This window comes from Sorangium sp. So ce296 (genome assembly GCF_051529605.1).
In the GTDB taxonomy this organism is placed as follows: Bacteria; Myxococcota_A; Polyangia; order Polyangiales; family Polyangiaceae; genus Sorangium; species Sorangium cellulosum_D.
Window position 1 is genome coordinate 9,261,299 of sequence record NZ_CP150325.1, and the last position, 18,445, is coordinate 9,279,743.

Sequence of the window (18,445 nt, forward strand, 5' to 3'; positions counted from 1 at the left end):
CATGCGGCGCGTGCGCGCGAGGGGGAGGCGGCCGGCGTCAGCCGCCCGGCGGCACGGAGCGGCTGATCTCGCGCGTCGTCAGCTTGCCGCGCTCGGTGAAGATGGCGGTGATGAGCTCCGCGGGGGTGACGTCGAAGGCCGGGTGGCGGACCGGCACCCCGGGCGGGACGACGCGGCGGCCGCCGACGACGGCGACCTCGTCGCGGGTCCGCTCCTCGATCGGGATCGACGCGCCGGTGTCGGTCGCGAGGTCGATCGTGCTCCACGGGGCGGCCACGTAGAACGGGACGCCGTGGTGGCGCGAGAGGCAGGCGAGGCCGTAGGTGCCGATCTTGTTGGCGACGTCGCCGTTCCGCGCGATGCGGTCGGCCCCGACGACCACGGCGCCGATCTCGCCCTTCTGCATGAACCACGCGGCCATCGAGTCGGAGATCACCTCGACGGGGATGCCGTCGCGCTGGAGCTCCCAGGCCGTGAGGCGCGCGCCCTGGAGGTACGGGCGGGTCTCGCACGCGAGCACGCGGATGTTCTTGCCCTCGGCAACGGCGGCGCGGATGACCCCGAGCGCCGTGCCGTAGCCGCCGGTCGCGAGCGCGCCGGCGTTGCAGTGGGTGAGGACCGTGCCCGACTCGGGCAGGCGCGCGGCGCCGGCGCGGGCCATCTGGTGGCAGGCGGCGACGTCCTCGCGGTGGATCTCGCGCGCGAGCGCGGCGAGCTCCCGCGCGCGCTCCTCGCCGCGGCGCCCCGCGTGCTCCAGGGCCAGGGCGAGGGCGCGCCGCACCGCCCACCCGAGGTTCACGGCGGTGGGCCGGGCGGAGGCGAGCTGCTCCCCCGCCGCGCGCATGGCGGCGACGTAGCCGGAGGCGATCTCGTTCCGGGCGGCGCGCGCGGCGAGGGCCATCCCGTACGCGGCGGCGATGCCGATCGCCGGGGCGCCGCGGACCACCATCGTCCGGATGGCCTCGGCGACGCCCGCGGCGTCGGTCGCGGTGACGTAGCGCTCGCGCTCGGGCAGGTCGCGCTGCTCGAGGAGGAACACGCGGTCGTCGCCCTGCGCGAGCTCGACGGCCGAGTAGTCCGCGCCGGAGATGGCCTCGGCCGGCGCCCACGGCGGCGCGAGCCGCGCGCCGTCGCCTGCCTGCTGCGACCTCTGTTCTGCTTCGAAGCTCGTGCTCATTCAGCGCCTCCCGTTCGAGCGTGACGGTTCCCCCTGCGATCCTGCGTCCGTCCCCGAGCCCTCGGCGTTCACGGCGAGCCGGCCGCGGATCTCCTCGGCGACGGTCGCGAAGTCCTCGGCCGCGTCGGCCTTGCGGCCCGCGAGGTAGGCGCGGAGCGCGTCGGCGGCGAGCAGCGCGAGGCTCGCGTTGATCCCGCGCGCGGTGAGCGCGGCGATCACGTCGCCGTTCTTGAGCAGCGTCTCGAGATCGTCGAAGACCGCGGCGACCTCGGGCCCGGGATCGATGCCGCCGCCGGCACCGGGGCGCGCTTTCTCGTCGTCCTCGTCGTCGTCGCGGCTCACGCGTCGCGCCTCATTTCTTGGTGGTCGTCGCCTTGGGGATCGCGCTGAAGGGGAAGTGCGGCGGCTCCACGCCGGGCACGCACTGGTACTTCGAGAAGTCGGTGACGCCCTCCTCGCGGAGCAGGACCTCGTCGATCCACGCCTTGCCGGGGCGGGCCGACGGCTCGCGCGCGAGCAGCGCCACGGTCGCGTCGGCGATGATGTCCGCCTTGCGCCAGAGCTCCGGGCCGCCGAGGCCGAAGTTCATGGTCGCGTAGCTCTCGATCGCGGTCGCGGGCCAGAGAGCGTGGGCGGTGACGTTGTGCTCGGCGTACTCGCCGGCGATCGCGTTGGCGATCATCGTCATGCCGAACTTCGAGACCGCATAGGCGCCGTGGTGGGCGCAGGCCTCGGGCTCGACGGGGGGCGACATCATGATGATGTGGCCGTATTTCTGCGCGATCATGTGGGGGAGGACGGCCTGCGAGAGGGCGAACGACGCGCGCACGTTGATGCCCATGATGAGGTCGAACTTCTTCATGGGCGTGTCCACGACGTCGGCCCACCAGAGCGCGCCCGCGTTGTTGACGAGCGCGTCGACGCGCCCGAAGCGCTCGACGGCCGCGGCGACGGCGGCCTTGCAGGCCTCGTCGTCGCGCACGTCGAGCTTGACGGGCAGCGCGCGGCGGCCGAGCTGCTCGACCTCGCGGGCGACGTCGAGGATCGTGCCCGGCAGGCGCGGGTTCTCGGCGACCTCCGTCTTCGCGGCGACGACGATGTCCGCGCCCTCCCGCGCGCAGGCGAGGGCGACGGCCCGACCGATGCCGCGGGAAGCTCCGGTGATGAAGACAACGCGGTCCTTGAGGCGCATGGAGGGCGGTCATAGCACAGGACCCGGCGAGGGTGCGGGCCCGCGGCGCGATCTCGTGATCGCGTGATCGCGCGCGGCCGTCCGCCATGCGACGCCACACGCCGCGCGCGACGCGAGGCGCGCGGCACGAGGCGCGAGGACGGGCTCTGCCGTGGACGGGAGCGGGCGAGGGCTCCGAGCGGCGCGGGGCGACGCGGCGACGATCGGACGGGAGCCTCGGATGTCAGGGGGCTTTCAACGTATGGCGCGCAGCTCGCCGTATGGCGCGCAGCTCGCCCCGGACGAGCGCGCCGGGCGGTCGAGGCGGGCAGCGCGATGAGGGCTGTGGCGGCCGAGCGACGCTGCGGCGCCCGGCTCGGCGCAGCGCGCGGATGGGCGATGGGGCCGCGCGCGGGCCGGGAAAGGCCGCTCCCGTCGAGCGTCGGCCGCTGGAGCGGCCCTGTCCAGCAGGTCAGTCGTGGTCTCGCTGACACGGTGTTGCCGGCATCGACGGATCGCTGGGCTCGGTCTCCTCTCGGAGCACGAACACCTACCCTTCGGCTCAAGGGAGATGGGGTGTCCTGCTGGCGCCCTGTCGCGCACCGGCCTCGAGTGAAGAAATCCTGTCTCATGGAGCCTTGTGAAGGTCGATTCCACGCGTCGTGGAAAGGTTCAGTGATTCGGCGGTAAATCATGCGGTTGGGGGTGTTTCGTATCTGGACATGCCAGCGGTCAGGTGACACCGTGTTGTCAGCGAACTGAAGGGAGGCGCTGCGCTGCGCGGGATCGCGCTGGGCGCTACTCCGCCCCCTGAACAACGCTGTACTGGGGTGGCCCGCCGGGGCGCCGTGTGCCCCGGCGTACCTGCCGGCGCGAGCCGCGGGGCCGGGGCGGGCCGAACTCAGACGGGCTTAATCACAAGGAGCATGCATATGAGCGCTTTGCACCGGACGCTGGTCCTCGCCTTCATCGCTGGCTGTTCTGCCGTCGGTTGTCTCGCATCGACCGAGGTCGATCACGAGCCGTCTGGCGAGGCGTCCGAGCCGGTCGAGGGGGCGGTCTGCGATACCGCTCCGGAGGGCTCGGACATCTCGCTCTCCTGTCCGGCCGGCGAGGTCATCACGGCGGTCGAGTTCGCGAGCTACGGCACGCCGCGGGGGGTCTGCGGCAGCTACCGCGCGACCTCGTGCAACGCGCCGACGTCGAAGGCGGTGGTGGAGCGCGCGTGCCTCGGGCAGTCGAGCTGCACCGTGCGGGCGAGCAACGCGACCTTCGGCGATCCGTGCAGGAGGACCACGAAGCGGATGTACGTTCAGGTCGCGTGCGCCCCCGCGGCGCCGGACGGCGGCTCGACGGGCACGGGCACGGGCGGCTCGACGGGGGAGGGCGGCTCGACGGGGGAGGGCGGCTCGACGGGCGTGGGCGGCTCGACGGGCGTGGGCGGCTCGACGGGCGAAGGCGGCTCGACGGGTACAGGCGGCGAGACGTGCGGCGGCGCGGGGCCCAGCACCACGCCGCTCGATGCCGAGGAGCAGGCGTTCCTGTCCATCATCAACCAGTACCGCGCGCAGAACGGCCTCGGGGCGCTCTCGGCGTGCACCGCGCTGAGCCGCGCCGCCCAGGGGCACAGCGAGGACATGCGCGATCACAACTACTTCGATCACGCGAGCCAGGATGGCCGGACGCCGTGGGATCGCGCGGCCAACGCCTGTTATGCGTCCGCCGGCAGGACCGCCATGGCCGAGAACATCGCCGCGGGCAACTCGGCGGCGCAGGCGACGTTCACCCAGTGGAAGAACTCGGACGGCCACAACAAGAACATGCTCGGGTCGTCCTACAAGGTCATCGGCATCGGGCGGGCGACCGGAGGCGGGACGTACGGGTCCTACTGGACCACGATGTTCGGCGGCGCGTCGGACGCGAGCTGCAATTAGCGCCGAGCACCCGTGATGCCGCGCACGTGCGCGGCCGCCGACGGCGCGGAGCAGCCTGTCACGCATGAGGCGTTCTGCCACGGCGGCGCGGCGCGATCTGGGCGGAAGAGGCCCAGGTCCGCGCCGCGCGCCGCGGCCGGTACGCCGCGAACGAGGGGCGGCCTGGCGATTGCTTCACCCCGGGGGCGGCGGAACGGACCTCCGCGCAGGCGAAGAATCGCGAACGACCGCAGGACTCGGCCGTCCAGGGGCGTGGCTCGCGCAGCTCGGCGAGCGCGCGCCCTCAGCGGCTCCGGTCGGCGTGGGGAGCAGGTACCCCGCGTGGATCGGAAGGCAGCTCCCAGGAAGGCGGGAAGTCGGAAGCAGATCCAGGACTTCCCGTCTTCCTGGGGACGGGCGGTGTCCTCGGGCGATCGGGCTGCGCGGGTCCTCCGTCTGGAAGAGCCCATGGCGGAACACATCATCTATCTCCTCGGTCCGTATCGGATTCCCGGCTTCCAGGGGGAGCGCAACGTCCGTGTCTATCTGCCCAGCGAGGGGGCGCACGCCGCGCCGTCGCCGGTGCTATTTCTGTTCGATGGGCAGAACGTCTTTCACGACGATCCGTCCTACAGCGGCGGCTGGCACCTGCACGAGGCGGTGCGCGATCTCTCGGATCGAGGCCAGGTGGCGCCGGTCCTCGTGGGGATCGATCACGGCGGGAGCGAGCGGCTGACCGAGCTATCGCCGTTCCCGGGCGACGGCAGCGAGGGGAGGCTCGACGACTTCCTCGGCTGGATCGCGTCCGAGATCGTGCCGGCCGTGCGGGAGCGCTTCCCGGTGCGGCGCGACGCGGCCGGCACGGCGATCGGCGGCTCGTCGATGGGGGGCCTCGCGGCGCTCTATGCGCATTTCCGCCGCCCCGACGTGCTCGGGGCCGCGCTCTGCATGTCGCCGTCGCTCTGGTTCGCGGAGCGGAAGATCTTCGACGTCATCGCGTCGCAGCCCGTCCCTCCGGGCTCGCGGCTGTACGTCGACGCCGGCGCGCAGGAGGACGGCGGCTCGGTGTTGCGCGACGCCGCGCGGCTGGTGGAGCACCTGCGCGAGCGGGGCTACGGCGAGCCGAACCTGCTCTTCTGCCCGGACGAGGACGGGACGCACTCCGAGGACGCGTGGCGCCGGCGCGCGCCGGGGGCGCTGCAGTTCCTGTTCGCCGAGGCCGCCGCGGAGCGGCCGGAGGGCGGCGCCGAGGGGGCGGAGGGGTCGCAGCAGGCGGCTTGAGCCAGGCGCAGGAGCGCCCGCGGAACAGAGAGAGGACCAGGGCTCGTCGGCGTGATACTTTGTACGCACGGCAGGCTCATGCTCACCAGCGTCTTCATCCACAATTACAACTGCTTCGTGAACTTCGCGATGGAGCTTCCACGAAGGCTCCTGGTCGTCGGTAGCAACGGGTCGGGGAAGACGAGCCTATGGGAGGCGCTCGCCGGTCTTCAGGACCTCATCGTCCGTAGCACCGAGGCAGCGAGCGCGTTCCCCACGCGCTCGCTCACTCGCTGGCTGAACGGTGACCCCGTGCAGCGGTTCGCCATCGACATGGATCTCGATGCAGAGACGTATCACTACGAAATCGAGATCGTTCACGATATCGCACGGCAGCAGGCGTCAATCCGGCGCGAAGAGCTGACCTCCAGTGGAAAGACACTCTACGAGGCGCTCGACGGCGACGTGCGTCTCTATGGGGACAGCCCGATGGGAGCGCCGCGCACGAGCTTTCCATTCGGCCGCAAGCGCTCCTTCTTGCCGGACATGGAGCCACGTCACGACAATAAGCGTACTATCGCCTTCCGCGAGGCGCTCGCGAAGGTATGGCTACTCGCGCCTTCCCCGCGGCGCCTCGATCCGACGACGGCGGGTGAGGCTCCATGGCTCGATCGTGACGGGAGGAACTTCTCGTCATGGTTCCGAGGTGTCCTCGTCGAGCGACCCGGGCTAGGCAACGCGCTGCTCGAGGCGCTGAGCCCCACGTTGCCGGGTTTGCGGAGCGTCGCGTTCGAGCGCATCAGCAGCGAAGTGCGCGAGCTGATGCTGACATTTCGGACTGGAGGAGCGGACTACAAGTTGTCGGCGGGTGAGCTTTCGGACGGTCAGCGGACGCTGGTCGTGCTCTATGGCTTTCTCCTCGGCGCAATCGAGCATGCCACGCTCGCGTTCCTCGATGAGCCGGAGACCGGCCTCGCGCCCCACGAGATGCAGCCTTGGCTTGCCGCGATGTCGGCCGCGCTCGACAGGCACGATGGTCAGGCTGTCGTGACCTCGCACCATCCCGCGGTCATCGATTATATGGCTGCGGCTCGGACGGTCCGATTCTCGCGACCTGCCGGAGGACCGGTGCGCATCGATGAGGTAACGCTGGAGACGGCTGGCGGAGCTCGGATCTCCGAGTGGCTCTCACGTCCATGGGCTTACGAGGACGAGCATGAAGAAGCGTCGTAGACTCTACGTGCTCTGCGAGGATGCGTTGCAGCAGCGGTTCGTCGAGCGCCTCGCCGACCGGTGGGGGATCGGACCGAGGCAGCGCAAGATCGACGCTTCGCCCAAGGCGCGCGGATCCGCAGCGCAGTATGTGATCGAGCGCTACACGGACGCAGTGAGGCAGTGGCGAGCCGAGAGCCATGACCCGAACGTGGGACTGCTCGTCGTGGTCGACGGCGACGAGCACGGCGTCGCGCGACGCCGGCAACAGCTCGCACAGAAGCTCAAGGACTCCAAGTTGGAGCCCATCGCCCCTTCGGATCCGGTCGCCATCGTCGTCCCCACCTGGCACATCGAGGCGTGGATCGCGTGGCTATGCGGTCATCGTCCGGTGGACGAGCAAACACGCTACAAGGAGGACGACGAGGCGGGGTGTGTCGTCGGTCGCAAGATCGAGCGGGGCGAGTACTCACCGCAGCGCGCGGTGGATGCCTGGACACCTCCCGCCGCCGATGAAGAGACGCATGTCCCTTCCCTGACGGAGGCTCGCCGCGAGGTCCGCCGGCTCGGCGTCTGATTCAGGGCGCGGGCGCGGCATGGCTGGCCAGCGGCCAGCGACTCTCCAGCGCCGCAGCACGCGGTGCCCCCCCGGCCCCCCTACCGCCGCCCCTTGCTCCGCTTGCGCGTCCCCTGGACGATGCGCGACGGGTCGCGCGGCGGCGGGGCGGTCGCCGAGAGCGCCGCGGCGAGCCGATCGGTCTCCGCGTCCGAAAACGACCCCTTCCGGAGCGCCGCGATCGCCTGCGCCACGACATCGCGCGACTCGGGGCGCTCCGCCTGCGCCTTCTCCTCCAGCCAGCGCACCACCTCGGGGAAGCGCCCCGCCAGGGTCGCGATCTGCGCGGGCATCCCCTGCCGCAGGAGGCGCAGCCCCTGCAGCCGCTCGTCGGCCCGCGGCGAGCGATCCGAGATCGCGAACGCCTCCTCGAGCCGCGCGACCACCTCCGCGCCCGCCGAGAGCCCCGTGAGCAGCGTGCGCTCCGCGAGCGCCTCGAGCGCCACGTACGCCTGCAAGTAGCCGTCGGTCCAGGACGAGAGCTCGCCGACCACCGCGTCGCCGCGCGCCGCGATGACGGCGCGGAGCGCCGCCACGACCCCGTCGCGCACGACGCGCCGCGGATCCTCGGCCAGCTGCCCGAGCTCGCCCAGCGGATCGAGCCCGCCCCGGCCGCCCCGCGCGCGCGGCGGCCGCCCCGACCTGGCCGCGACCTCCGCCTGCGCGCCCTGCGCCGCGATCGCCGCGAGCGCCTGCGCCGCCACGATGAGCGCGTACTCCTCGGCGCTCGAGCAGAGCGCCCGCACGAGGCGCTCGGCCGGCGCGCCGCGGTCCGCGATCGCCGCGCCGACCGCGCGCGCGAGATCCAGGTTCACGCGCGGCAAGGGGGCGTTCGGGCCGAGGTCGGGCCCGGGCGCGCGCCCCCCGCCGCGCCGGGCAGGGAGCCCGGAGCTGCGATCGAGCAGCGCGAGCAGCTCGGCCGGGTCGCCGAGCTGCACGGCGCGCTCGATCGCGGCGTCGATCTTCGGGTTGCGCAGCGCGCCCGGGGGCGTCGCGCCCCGGCGCTGATCCGACGTATCGGCCATTCAGAACCCCAGGGAGAGGCCGACCTCCGGAGAGAGGACGGCGGTCACGGCAGGAAAGGTGAGGCTCGCGCGGAGCGCGAGGTTCAGCGATACGGCCTCGAGCGGCGCATAGGCGACGCCCGCGCCGAGCGACGCGAACCCCTGGCCCGCTTGCCGGGTCGCGGCGAGCGTCTGCTGGCGCTCCTCGACCCTCCCGCTGCGGCCGGGCCTCGTGCACGGGCTCGTGATGTCGTCAGGATCGGCCCCGCACGCGGCCGCGTCCTCGAGGACCTCCACGTCGACCTCGGCGTCGACCTGCGCGACCCCGGCCGCGGCGAGCACGAACGGGCGGGCGCCGAGCTGCTCGAACGGCCGCGCCATGAGGAAGTACTGCGCCCGCGCCTCGAGGTGGAGCGGCAGGAACGAGGCGCCGCCGCCCGTCGTGCCGCCGGCCGCGAAGCCGACGCGGCCGCCGACCGTGAGGTTGTCGAGGACCAGCCGATCGTAGGCGAGCGCCACCCGCGACGTCGCGAGCGCGAAGCCGAGGTTCACGTCGTTCGCGACGTCCGGTGTCGGCGCGCCGTCGTACCGGGTCCCGTCGCCGCGCAGGCAGACGAAGTTGCCGCGCTCCTGCGACGCGAGGGAGCACACCTCCCTGCCGGACAGCAGCGCGACGTCGGGGGAGAAGGTGAGCCCGACCCAGTTCCGCGAGACGCTGGGCGCGACCTCCGCGGGGGGCCTCTCGACGCACGCGCCGCGGACGCAGGCGAGCCCCCGGCTGCACTGCCGGTCGTCGATGCACTGCCGCGGCCGCTCCCGCTCCGGCGCCGCGCACATCGCCGGCGGCGCGTGGCCCGGCCAGCGGGGCGGCGCCGACGCGATGCGCGCCTCGATCTCCGTGGTGAGCGGCGCGTCGCGCGCGCCCGCGCTCGCGAGGATCGCGCCGTCCTCGTCGACGGCCGCGACGTGATAGCGGAGCGTCCCCTCCGCGGAGGTCGCGGCGCACGGCACGTTGATCCCGAACCCCTGGCCGCGCAGCTTCTTCATGACGAGCGGGCGGTACTCGCGCTCGCCGGGCGCCTGGTACCAGAGCGTCACCTGCTTCACGCTGGGCAGCAGCTCGGCCGGGACCTCGACATAGATCGGGACGGGCGTGCGGATGCGCTGCTCGGGCGGCGGCGCGATCGTGAGCTGCGGCCCGGCCGCCGCGGGCGCAGCGACGCCGGTCGCGGCCCGCGCCTGCTCGAACGCGAACGAGACCTCCGGCGTCGCGAGATCCGGGCTCGGCTTCGCCGACGGATCGATGCGCAGGGCGTCCGCGAACGCGTCGCGCGCGTCCCCCAGCTCCTTTCTGCCCTGGGCGAGCACGGAGCCGAGCGCGACGAACAGCCTGGCCTTCATCGCGGGCGAGCACTCCGACGCGCCGCAGGCGTCGATCGCGGCCCGCAGCTTGCGCTCCGCCTGATCGAACCGGGTCTCGAAGTAGTCGACCCCCATCGCCTCGTTCAGGGCCGCCTCCGCCTGCGCATCCCGGGGAGCGGCCTGCGCGGCCGCCGCGCCCGCGACGAGCCACCCGGAGAGCCCCCCCGCCGCGATCGCGACCAGCGCGCGCGGCGCGCGGGGAGCGGAGCCGTTGCGTAGGGGCATCGGCCCGCAACGTAGCCCACCGGTGTGGCCGCGAGCGCTACAAAAACTCCGCGGCAGGTGTACCGCCCAGCCGGCCTCCGCCGCACGGAGGGCGCAGCACGGACAAATAATCCACAGGTTGTTCCCAGCTTGTGGAATACCCAGACGAGGTCCCTCGACATCTTCTGGGAAGCTGCCCGGGTCCTGCGTCGCTCGCGGGGCGGCAGCTCCTCCAAGCGCCGGCGCCGGCCAACGCCAGCCCGGGCATGGACGCGCCGCCCACACCGATGCCACCGATTTTTTCTGCGATCTCGGGCACTCCGCGGCCCGACGCGCCGCAGAACTTCCGGGCGCTAAACTCCCTCCTCCGAGCCCGATCTGCAACCCAAAAATCACGCATCTGAGCCGTGTTTGAAAGCCCAACCGCTTGTCCACAGCTTGGCCACCCGATGGCCCCAGACAGGGGTCGGATTTCGTCCCCGTTGCGGGCACCGAGGGGGATGGCCGGGTCCGGATGTCGGCTCTTCCTTGACAGCCGCGTGACGACCTGTGGAGGCGGACCCGGCGGCCGCTGGGGCCTCGCCGGGGGGCTCGGCCCCCTGGCGGCCGTCCGGGCGCGGGCGCCGCGCCGGGCGCGGAGGCGGCGAGCGCAGGGCCGCGCGGCGCCGCGCGTGGCGTGCTAGCTGGTGCGCATGCGCGTTCCGGAAATCCCCGAAGAGGGCGCGCCGGCCCTCCGCGCCGGCGATCCGCCGCCGCCGGCGCCCGTCCCGGCGCGACCGCTGATCCGGAGGAGCGCGCGCGTCCCGCGTTGGCGCGCGCGCCTCGCCGACCACGACGCGGCCTCGCTCGCCGAGCTCCTCCGCAAGGCCGGCGGCACGGCGTCCGCGGCGCGCGCGGTCGCCGGCAAGGTGGTGCGCCACGCGTTCGGCGCGGAGCCGGGCGCCGAGCGGCCCGCGCCGGCGTGGGACGCGGCCGCGCTCGCCGCCCTGGGCGTCGGAGCGTGGGCGCACGAGGCGCTGCTCGCGCTCGAGCCCGGCCTGTCGCTCGAGATCGCCGAGCGGGCGCCGTCCGAGGACGACACGCTCCGGCTGGTCCTGCGCGCGCGCGACGGCGCGCTCATCGAGTCGGTGCTCATCCCCGGGCCGGCCCGCACCACGCTGTGCGTCTCGAGCCAGGTCGGCTGCGCCCGGGCCTGCGCGTTCTGCGAGACGGGGCGGCTCGGGCTCGCGCGCCAGCTCACCGCCGGCGAGATCGTCGATCAGGTCCGGATCGCGCAGGCGCTCGCGCTCGCCGAAGGACGAGCGCGCCGCGGCGCGCCGCTCCGGAACCTCGTCTTCATGGGCATGGGCGAGCCGTTCGACAACCTCGGCGAGGTGCTCAAGGCCATCCGCCTGCTCACCGACCCGCGCGCGTTCCGGTTCGCGCCGTCGCACGTGACCGTGAGCACCGTCGGGGTCGCGGACAAGATCGAGGCGTTCTTCCGCGAGGCGCGGGCGGAGCTCGCCGTCAGCCTCAACGCCCCGGACGACGCGCGCCGGCAGGCGATCATGCCGGTCAACGCGCGCTTCTCGATGGCGGCGCTGAAGGAGGCGCTCGCGCGATCGCTGCCGCCGGGCCGGCGCGTGCTGTTCGAGTACGTGCTCTTCGATCGGTACAACGACGCCCCGGACGACGCGGACCTCCTCGCCGCGTACGTCGCCGGGCTCCGCTGCCGCGTGAACGTCATCCCCTGCAACCCCGGCCCGGATCCGGCGCTGAGCCCGCCGTCCGCGGAGCGGCTCGACGCGTTCGTGGCGCGGCTGTCCGGCCACGGCGTGACGACGCTGGTGCGGCGGCCGCGAGGGCGCGACGTGGGCGGCGCCTGCGGCCAGCTCGCGGGGATGGCCCGCGTCAGGCAGCCAGCGCCAGCTTGAGGGCGGCGCTCCGGACGAACGGCGCGCCCACCCGCAGCGCCCCGTTGCCCGCCGCGAACGTGCGGGCGACCTTCCCGGAGTGCTGGTTCATCCGGACGACCACAGCGCGCTTGGCCATCGCGTCGGCCGCCTCGACCGTGTCGAGCAAGGAGAGCAGGTCGCTCCAGACCCGGTCGCGCCAGCCCTTGAGCATGAAGAGCACGACGCTCGACACGGTGCGCTGCACGTCCTTGGTAAAGGTCGCGATCCGGGCGAGCGGGCAGCCATAACGATCGCTCAGGATCGCGAAGATTTCCGGCATCGCTGCCGCGAGAATTTCATTCACAAGATCGTGGTCGTGCCGGTAGCGGTGGAGAAGGCGGGCGTCCTGCGCTGCGCCGTGCTGGACGATGTTCCGGTAGAGCCCGAGGGCCAGGTCGTAGTTGATGTGCGCATTGATGCCGAGCAGCGCGTGCACCGCCGCCGCCGTCCCGTCGGTGCGGCTGCACTGGAAGGCGACGTCCCACGCCTCCACGCCCGTCGAGCGCCCGTCCAGCGACGCCGCGAGCGCCGTCAGGTAGTACTCGCAGAAGATCCCGGCGAGGCGAGAGATCCACGCGGGCTCGAGGAACCGCTGATCGGTGCCGTCGACGACCGCCTCCTTCACGCGGCGCGTGATCACGGCGTAGACGTCGGGGAACACCGCCCGGGGGTCGTTCCTCTCGCGCAGCCGCGCCGCGACCGTCTCCAGCGCCACCAGCGCTTCCGCCACGTTCGCCGGCTTCATCGTCACCCCCTGCAGGATGGCGTGACGCGCGGCGGAGTCCGCGGGACGGCACGCGGCAGAGGACCGCGTCTGCTTGCTCACCATCGCGAGGGGCCGGTCGGAAGTAAGGGTCTTCATGGCTGCGCTGAGCGAGCGAATTCAAGGATCGTGCCCGTATGTCCGGTTCGCAGTCGTACACCGTGTTGAGGTGTGGTGAGCCGCCGCGCCGGGCGGAGCTCGAGCGCGCGCCAGCGCCGCAGGCGCGCTCGTCCACCGCGCCCGCGCTCGCGTGATTTCCCGCGAATCCAGCGGAGTTCGTCGACCCGAAACCCCGGGCGAGCGCGCGAGGCCGTCGGTGGTCGTCAGCGGCTAACCGGAGCGGACCTGCGCGCGGTGGTCACAGGAGCGCCATCTGCCCGACACGGTGAGAGCGCTGACCGGGGCGCCAAAGTGCCCCATGGGGCAGATTGTTACGCGCGGACGGATTCCCTTCACTCAAAATGCGGGACGCCCTGACGCTCCGCGTGTTGTGGCGACTTGACGCCACCCTGTGCGACGCGTCGAGCTGACGTTTCGCGTTGACGCGCCGGGCCGACGTTTCGCCCGCGGAACGCGGGCGTTGCGCCGTATCCTGGCGGGCGGGATCGCGCGCCTGCCCGCATCCATCGACATCGACCGGCGCGCGGAAGGGCGAGCTCCGCTCCTCCGCGCTGCCCCTGCCGAGCACCATGAGCTTCCTCAAAATCGTCTGCTCCGAGCCGAAGAACGACCTCGCCTCCTTCCTCCAGTCGCTGCCGATCGAGCCCGCGGAGCCGGTCGTCGCGCTCGTGCTGAGCACCGCGGATCTCGCCTATCCGCACGTCGCCGCGCGGACGTTCGTCGCGTCGGCGAAGGAGGTGGGCGCGTCGCACCTGCTCTGGGTGGCGCCCTACGTTCCCCCCTCGAGCCCGCTGGGGCAGCAGATCCGCGACGCTGAGGCGTTCGTGCGCGCCTCCGGCCACCGGGTGACGGCCGTGTGGCACGGGCCGCTGCTCAGCGCGCTCAACCTCTGGCGCGAGGACATCCGGCTCCGTCGCACGCTGCCGCTGCCGCTCGGAGGCGCCGCGCTGCCCTGGGTGGCGCCGGCCGACGTGGCCCGCATGGCGATCCGCGCGCTGGAGCAGCCCGGCGTGGAGGCGCCGGTCGTCCGCGGCCCCGCCGCGTGCACCGGCGCCGAGGTGGCGGCCGCGCTCTCCCGCGCCGTCCGGGCCGCCCTCGCCAGCGAGCGCTTCGCGTGGCGCAGGTTCGAGGAGATCGATCGCGACAACAACCGCGCGCTCAGCGAGGACGAGCTCCTGCCCTACCTCACCGGGCTCGGGATCCCGGCCGACGAGGCGAGGGCGCTGCTCGTGGCGGCGGACACGACCGGGGACGGGACGCTCGATTTCGAGGAGTTCACCGCCGGGTTGCGGGGGCGGCTCGACAACCTGGTCCAGCAGTTGCTCCGCGAGGACACCTTCGAGATCCGGTACGTCGACACGCCGGCGGACAAGGCCGTCGCCGCGCTGGTGCGGGCGGGCCTGCGGCGGGCGGCGGCCGAGGCGCTGGTCGAGGGCTGGGCGAGCGTGGCCGCCGAAGGGATCCCCGAGGGGCCGGCCGAGGCCTGGCTCGAGCTCCCGCCCGCGAGCGTCGACGCGTGGGCGGAGCGCCACGCGCTCGACTACGTCAACGTCCACCTGCTCCCCGGGCAGGGGCTCCTCTCGCAGCGCGAGGCGACGGTCGAGGACGGCGCCGCGATGGGCGCGCTGGCCGGCAAGCAGGCCGCCGTCTCGTCGATCGTGGACGGCGGCGGCCGGATCCTCACGCTCTTCCGCGCGCTCGACGGGAGCGGCGTCTCGGCGCGGTGGCTCGACGCGCCCGCCGAGAGCCTCCGGTGGGTGACGTGCGGGGACCGCGACAAGCGCCGCGCGCTGCTCGTGGCGGGCGGGCAGCTCGCGGGGGTGCACGTCGAGGGCGAGTGGCAGGGCCTCCCCTCGGCGATGCGGCAGCTCATGACGCGCGCCCCGCTGCCCGGCTGGCAGCTCGCGACGTTCCGGGAGCTCGGCGAGCTGAAGCTCGAGCAGTCCGCGGCGCTGTGCGAGCCGAACGAGGTCGTGTGCAACTGCGCGGGGGTCAAGCGGGGGCAGATCACGGGGCTCATCGAGGGCGGGTGCGCGACGGTGGCCGAGCTGTCGGAGCGGACGCGGGCGGGCCAGATCTGCGGCGGCTGCGTCCCGGCGATCGAGGAGATGTTCGGCGGGTCGAGCCTGGTGCAGGCCGAGGTGAAGGGCGCGCGGGAGCTCGCCGCCGGGATCTTCCAGATCGCGCTGTCGCCGGTCGGCGGCGCGCCGGCGGCGTCCGTGCCCGGGCAGCACGTGCTCGTGCAGGGCTACCTCGATCGGCGCTGGGTGGCGCGCGCGTACACGCTCTCGGCGCCGGCGCGCGCGGGCGGCGACTACGAGATCACGGTGAAGCGCGAGGAGCTCGGGGTCTTCTCCCGGTGGCTGTGCGAGCGCGCCGCGGCCTCGCTGCTGCGCGCCTCGTCGCCGCGGGGCAGCTTCGTCCTCCCGGCGCCGCCGGTGGAGCGGGTGGTGTTCCTCGCGGGCGGGATCGGCGTCACGCCGGCGATGGCGATGCTGCGGGCGCTCGACGGGAGGGCGGACCGCCCCGAGGCGCGGGCCTTCCTCCTGGACTGGTCGGCGTCGCGCGCCGCCGACTTCCTCTATTTCGAGGAGGAGCTGCGCGCGATCGCCGGCCGCACGCCCGGCGTCGCGCTCCGCCTCCGCGCGACGCAGGCGGAGGGGCGGCTCTCCGGGGAGGACGTTGTCGAGCTGTACCCGTACCGGCCGGGCTCGCGGGCGCTCGTGTGCGGGCCCGAGGGCTTCATGCGCGACGCGCACGAGCACCTGCGCGCGGCGGGCTGGCCGGCGGACGCCATCCAGCGGGAGCTGTTCACCTCGAACGTCGACGCCGCGGGCACGATCCGGCAGGCGCCGCTCCGGCGGGCCGGCGCCGTTCGTGCGGCCGGCGGGGTCTGCCCGGTCGAGCACGGGTCGTTTCAGCTGACCCCGACGGCGCCCGCGGCGGCGCTGACCGAGGCCGAGGCGTTCCTGCGCCAGTGCTACGCGGAGCTCGGCGTGCCGTCGGCCGTGGACGAGCGCTGGCAGGAGGTGCGGGCGAGCCTGGAGAAGCACGGGACCTACGCGCACCTGCCCGACGAGCTCGCCTACGGGGCGCGGCTGGCGTGGCGGAACAGCTCGCGGTGCATCGGGCGCTTCTTCTGGTCGACGCTCCACGTGCGCGACCTGCGGCACCTGAAGACGGAGGAGGAGCTCTTCCAGGCGCTCGTCGAGCACCTCGATCTGGCGACGAACGGGGGCGACATCCGGGCGACGATGTCGGTGTTCCGGCCGGGGGAGCCGCGGATCCGCATCTGGAACGGGCAGCTCGTCCGCTATGCGGGCTACCGGCTCCCGGACGGGGGCATCCTGGGCGATCCGGCGAACGTGGAGCTGACGGACCAGGCGCTCTCGCTGGGGTGGCCGGGCGGGGAGCGGACGCGGTTCGATCTGCTGCCGCTGATCATCCAGATCGGCGACGCGCGGCCGCGGTGGTTCGAGCTGCCGCGGGAGCGGGTGCTCGAGGTGCCGATCGAGCACCCGCGGCACGCGTGGTTCGCCGAGCTCGGGCTGAAGTGGCACGCGCTGCCGGCGGTCTGCAACATGGCCCTCGATCTCGGCGGGATCCACTACACGGCGGCGCCGTTCAACGGCTTCTACATGGGCACCGAGATCGGCGCGCGCAACCTGAGCGACGTGACGCGGTACAACCAGCTGCCGCTGATCGCGGATCGCCTCGGGCTGGACCGGTCGCGCAGCGACACGCTGTGGCAGGACGCCGCGCTGGTCGAGCTGAACATCGCGGTGCTGCACTCGTTCCGGCAGGCGAAGGTGCGGATGCTCGACCACCACACGCTCTCGGAGTACTTCAAGAAGTTCGAGCAGCAGGAGCGGCAATGCGAGCGCCCGGTCTACGCGGACTGGTCGTGGATCGTGCCGCCGATGTCGGCGTCGACCATGGCGGTGTTCCACACCAACATGGAGAACAAGATCCTGAAGCCGAACTACCTTTATCAGGACGATCCGTGGAAGGAGCGGAAGGGGTAGCTCGGGGCGGGAGCGGGCGTGTTTCGCGGGGTTGGCGGGGTTTCCCGAGCGGGCCGGCGGCGGTCTGGTAACCTCCGCGCGCGATGATGGACGACGAGGAGCTCGCGGCGCAGCGCATCGGCACGCGGATCGGCACCTGGAGGGTGGAGCGCGTGCTCGGGGGCGGCGGGATGGCGAGCGTCTTCCTCGGGCGGCGCGCGGACGGCCAGGTCGCGGCGGTGAAGGTCCTGCACCCGTCGTTGAGCCAGATCGAGGAGCTGCGGAAGCGCTTCCTGCGCGAGGGCCCGATCGGCAGCGCCCTGGCCGCGGTCGGCCCGCTCTGCGAGGGGCTGCCGCTCGTGCTGGAGTCGGGCATCGCGGACGACGGGGCGGCCTACCTGGCGATGGAGGTGCTCGAGGGCGAGACGGTCTTCGACCGCATGGCCCGGGCGGGGAGCCTGCCGGTGGGCCAGGTGATGGCGCTGGCGGAGCGGGTCCTCGATGTGCTCGTCGTGGCGCACGCGCACGGCGTGGTGCACCGGGACATCAAGCCCGAGAATCTGCACATCGGGAACGACGGGCGGGTGAAAGTGCTCGATTTCGGGATCGCGCGCGTGCTCGATCCGCTGCCGTTCGGGATGGGGGAGCTGCCGGAGAAGACGGCAACGAGGACGGGGGTGGCGCTCGGCACGAGCGAGTACATGGCGCCCGAGCAGGCGACGGGGATGGTGCGCGAGATCGACGGCCGTACCGACGTCTTCGGCCTGGGCGCCACGATGTTCCGGCTGCTCTCCGGCCGCGCGATCCACGGCGACGTCGCCGACGCGCGCCTGCTCATCGCCGCGGCGACGGAGCGGGCGCCGTCGCTCGCGCTGTGTGCGCCGGGCGTGCCCTCCGAGGTGTGCGACGTCGTGGATCGCGCCCTCGCGTTCCACAAGGTCGAGCGTTATCCCGACGCGGCGACGATGCGCGCCGACGTCCGGGCGGTGCGGGCGGGCCGCCTGCCGCCGTACGTGGTCGCCGTGGAGGAGGGCCGGATCCCGGCGGGGGCCCCGCTCCCTCGCCGCTGAGGGCGCCCGCCGCGCGGCGGGCGCCCTGTCCGGCTGCGGCGCGCGTCAGCGGCGGCCGCAGCGGAGGTGGCCGTTGTCGTTCGTGATGTCTCCGCGGCACCGCCGGAAGTCGACCATGCGCGTCCTGTGGTAGTGCCCCCTCCGGTCCCTGCACATCGCGTTCAGCGAGCCTCGATTCACCCGGACGTCCCTGCACGTCTTGAGATAGGAGCCCTCCGGCGGTCGTCGTTGCGCTTGCGCCAGTTCGCTGCTGGACAGCACGGCAGACAACGAGAGCGCGCCGAGGACCAGCGCGACGAGTGAACTCTTCATGATTCCCCCCCTTGGTGCACCGCATTGCAGAGCGATGCTCGGGGGATCTCATGGGGCGGGCGCTTGGAGGCCGCAATCCTGCTGGAACCGCGAGCGATGGAGACATGAATGTGAAGAATTGAACCACAGAGGCGCAGAGGGCACAGAGGAGAGAGGAGAAAGGGGAGGGGAAAGAGCAGAGGGGGAGAGGAAGGCCAGACATTCGTTCCTTTGTTTCTCTGTCCTCTGTGCCCTCTGTGGTCTGTGGTTCGATTCTCGTAAGT

The 18,445-nt window shown here is 72.9% G+C and carries 14 protein-coding genes; 7 read left to right on the top strand and 7 right to left on the bottom strand.

The window, feature by feature from the left end; genetic code table 11:
* Positions 1-37 precede the first annotated feature (37 nt).
* The 3 genes from mtnA to WME98_RS34315 are packed head-to-tail and all read right to left on the bottom strand — an operon-like array spanning position 38 to position 2,369.
* Entirely contained in the window at positions 38-1,177 is a 1,140-nt protein-coding gene (mtnA, locus tag WME98_RS34305) for an S-methyl-5-thioribose-1-phosphate isomerase (RefSeq protein WP_437336936.1), read from the bottom strand.
* Entirely contained in the window at positions 1,178-1,519 is a 342-nt protein-coding gene (locus WME98_RS34310) for a hypothetical protein (RefSeq protein WP_437945897.1), read from the bottom strand.
* 10 nt (positions 1,520-1,529) lie between these two features.
* On the bottom strand, positions 1,530-2,369 hold the full coding sequence (locus tag WME98_RS34315) for an SDR family oxidoreductase (RefSeq protein WP_437945898.1): 840 nt from the start codon (positions 2,367-2,369) through the stop codon (positions 1,530-1,532).
* A 911-nt stretch (positions 2,370-3,280) separates the two neighbouring features.
* Between WME98_RS34315 and WME98_RS34320 the strand changes: the two genes are divergently transcribed.
* From WME98_RS34320 to WME98_RS34335, 4 genes are all read left to right on the top strand, one after another.
* Positions 3,281-4,282: a CAP domain-containing protein gene (locus WME98_RS34320; protein ID WP_437945899.1), complete on the top strand. Its 1,002-nt coding sequence runs from the start codon at positions 3,281-3,283 to the stop codon at positions 4,280-4,282.
* 447 nt (positions 4,283-4,729) lie between these two features.
* On the top strand, positions 4,730-5,542 hold the full coding sequence (locus WME98_RS34325) for an alpha/beta hydrolase (protein WP_437945900.1): 813 nt from the start codon (positions 4,730-4,732) through the stop codon (positions 5,540-5,542).
* 78 nt (positions 5,543-5,620) lie between these two features.
* A complete protein-coding gene (locus tag WME98_RS34330) occupies positions 5,621-6,754 on the top strand; it encodes an AAA family ATPase (protein ID WP_437945901.1) in 1,134 nt (377 codons plus the stop codon).
* Entirely contained in the window at positions 6,738-7,310 is a 573-nt protein-coding gene (locus WME98_RS34335; RefSeq protein ID WP_437945902.1) for a hypothetical protein, read from the top strand. Before WME98_RS34330 ends, WME98_RS34335 begins: the two co-directional genes overlap by 17 nt.
* Before the next feature lie 80 nt (positions 7,311-7,390).
* On the opposite strand, the gene WME98_RS34340 is transcribed toward WME98_RS34335, so the two are convergent.
* Positions 7,391-8,374, bottom strand: a complete 984-nt coding sequence (locus WME98_RS34340; RefSeq protein ID WP_437945903.1) for a hypothetical protein — start codon at positions 8,372-8,374, stop codon at positions 7,391-7,393.
* Positions 8,375-10,000 carry a hypothetical protein gene (locus WME98_RS34345; protein WP_437945904.1) on the bottom strand — a complete coding sequence of 542 codons (1,626 nt, stop codon included), beginning with the start codon at positions 9,998-10,000 and terminating at the stop codon, positions 8,375-8,377.
* A gap of 671 nt (positions 10,001-10,671) precedes the next feature.
* Between WME98_RS34345 and rlmN the strand changes: the two genes are divergently transcribed.
* Entirely contained in the window at positions 10,672-11,892 is a 1,221-nt protein-coding gene (gene rlmN / locus WME98_RS34350) for a 23S rRNA (adenine(2503)-C(2))-methyltransferase RlmN (protein WP_437945905.1), read from the top strand.
* Here the strand turns inward: rlmN and WME98_RS34355 are convergent.
* Positions 11,870-12,775 carry a DUF5995 family protein gene (locus WME98_RS34355; RefSeq protein ID WP_437945906.1) on the bottom strand — a complete coding sequence of 302 codons (906 nt, stop codon included), beginning with the start codon at positions 12,773-12,775 and terminating at the stop codon, positions 11,870-11,872. The genes rlmN and WME98_RS34355 overlap by 23 nt on opposite strands.
* A 590-nt stretch (positions 12,776-13,365) precedes the next feature.
* Here WME98_RS34355 and WME98_RS34360 point away from each other — a divergent pair.
* Both WME98_RS34360 and WME98_RS34365 read left to right on the top strand, forming a co-directional pair.
* Positions 13,366-16,821, top strand: a complete 3,456-nt coding sequence (locus WME98_RS34360; RefSeq protein WP_437945907.1) for a nitric oxide synthase oxygenase — start codon at positions 13,366-13,368, stop codon at positions 16,819-16,821.
* Between the two features lie 83 nt (positions 16,822-16,904).
* Positions 16,905-17,870: a serine/threonine-protein kinase gene (locus WME98_RS34365; RefSeq protein WP_437945908.1), complete on the top strand. Its 966-nt coding sequence runs from the start codon at positions 16,905-16,907 to the stop codon at positions 17,868-17,870.
* Positions 17,871-17,915: 45 nt separating this feature from the next.
* Here WME98_RS34365 and WME98_RS34370 read toward each other — a convergent pair whose 3' ends face one another.
* Positions 17,916-18,182, bottom strand: a complete 267-nt coding sequence (locus WME98_RS34370) for a hypothetical protein (RefSeq protein WP_437945909.1) — start codon at positions 18,180-18,182, stop codon at positions 17,916-17,918.
* Positions 18,183-18,445 lie beyond the last annotated feature (263 nt).

Bases quoted from the DNA above. Each gene is read 5' to 3' on its own strand.
- mtnA (WP_437336936.1), bottom strand. From the start codon at position 1,177: ATGAGCACGAGCTTCGAAGCAGAACAGAGGTCGCAGCAGGCAGGCGAC.
- WME98_RS34315 (WP_437945898.1), bottom strand. From the start codon at position 2,369: ATGCGCCTCAAGGACCGCGTTGTCTTCATCACCGGAGCTTCCCGCGGC.
- WME98_RS34320 (WP_437945899.1), top strand. From the start codon at position 3,281: ATGAGCGCTTTGCACCGGACGCTGGTCCTCGCCTTCATCGCTGGCTGT.
- WME98_RS34325 (WP_437945900.1), top strand. From the start codon at position 4,730: ATGGCGGAACACATCATCTATCTCCTCGGTCCGTATCGGATTCCCGGC.
- WME98_RS34330 (WP_437945901.1), top strand. From the start codon at position 5,621: ATGCTCACCAGCGTCTTCATCCACAATTACAACTGCTTCGTGAACTTC.
- WME98_RS34335 (WP_437945902.1), top strand. From the start codon at position 6,738: ATGAAGAAGCGTCGTAGACTCTACGTGCTCTGCGAGGATGCGTTGCAG.
- WME98_RS34340 (WP_437945903.1), bottom strand. From the start codon at position 8,374: ATGGCCGATACGTCGGATCAGCGCCGGGGCGCGACGCCCCCGGGCGCG.
- WME98_RS34345 (WP_437945904.1), bottom strand. From the start codon at position 10,000: ATGCCCCTACGCAACGGCTCCGCTCCCCGCGCGCCGCGCGCGCTGGTC.
- rlmN (WP_437945905.1), top strand. From the start codon at position 10,672: ATGCGCGTTCCGGAAATCCCCGAAGAGGGCGCGCCGGCCCTCCGCGCC.
- WME98_RS34355 (WP_437945906.1), bottom strand. From the start codon at position 12,775: ATGAAGACCCTTACTTCCGACCGGCCCCTCGCGATGGTGAGCAAGCAG.
- WME98_RS34360 (WP_437945907.1), top strand. From the start codon at position 13,366: ATGAGCTTCCTCAAAATCGTCTGCTCCGAGCCGAAGAACGACCTCGCC.
- WME98_RS34365 (WP_437945908.1), top strand. From the start codon at position 16,905: ATGATGGACGACGAGGAGCTCGCGGCGCAGCGCATCGGCACGCGGATC.
- WME98_RS34370 (WP_437945909.1), bottom strand. From the start codon at position 18,182: ATGAAGAGTTCACTCGTCGCGCTGGTCCTCGGCGCGCTCTCGTTGTCT.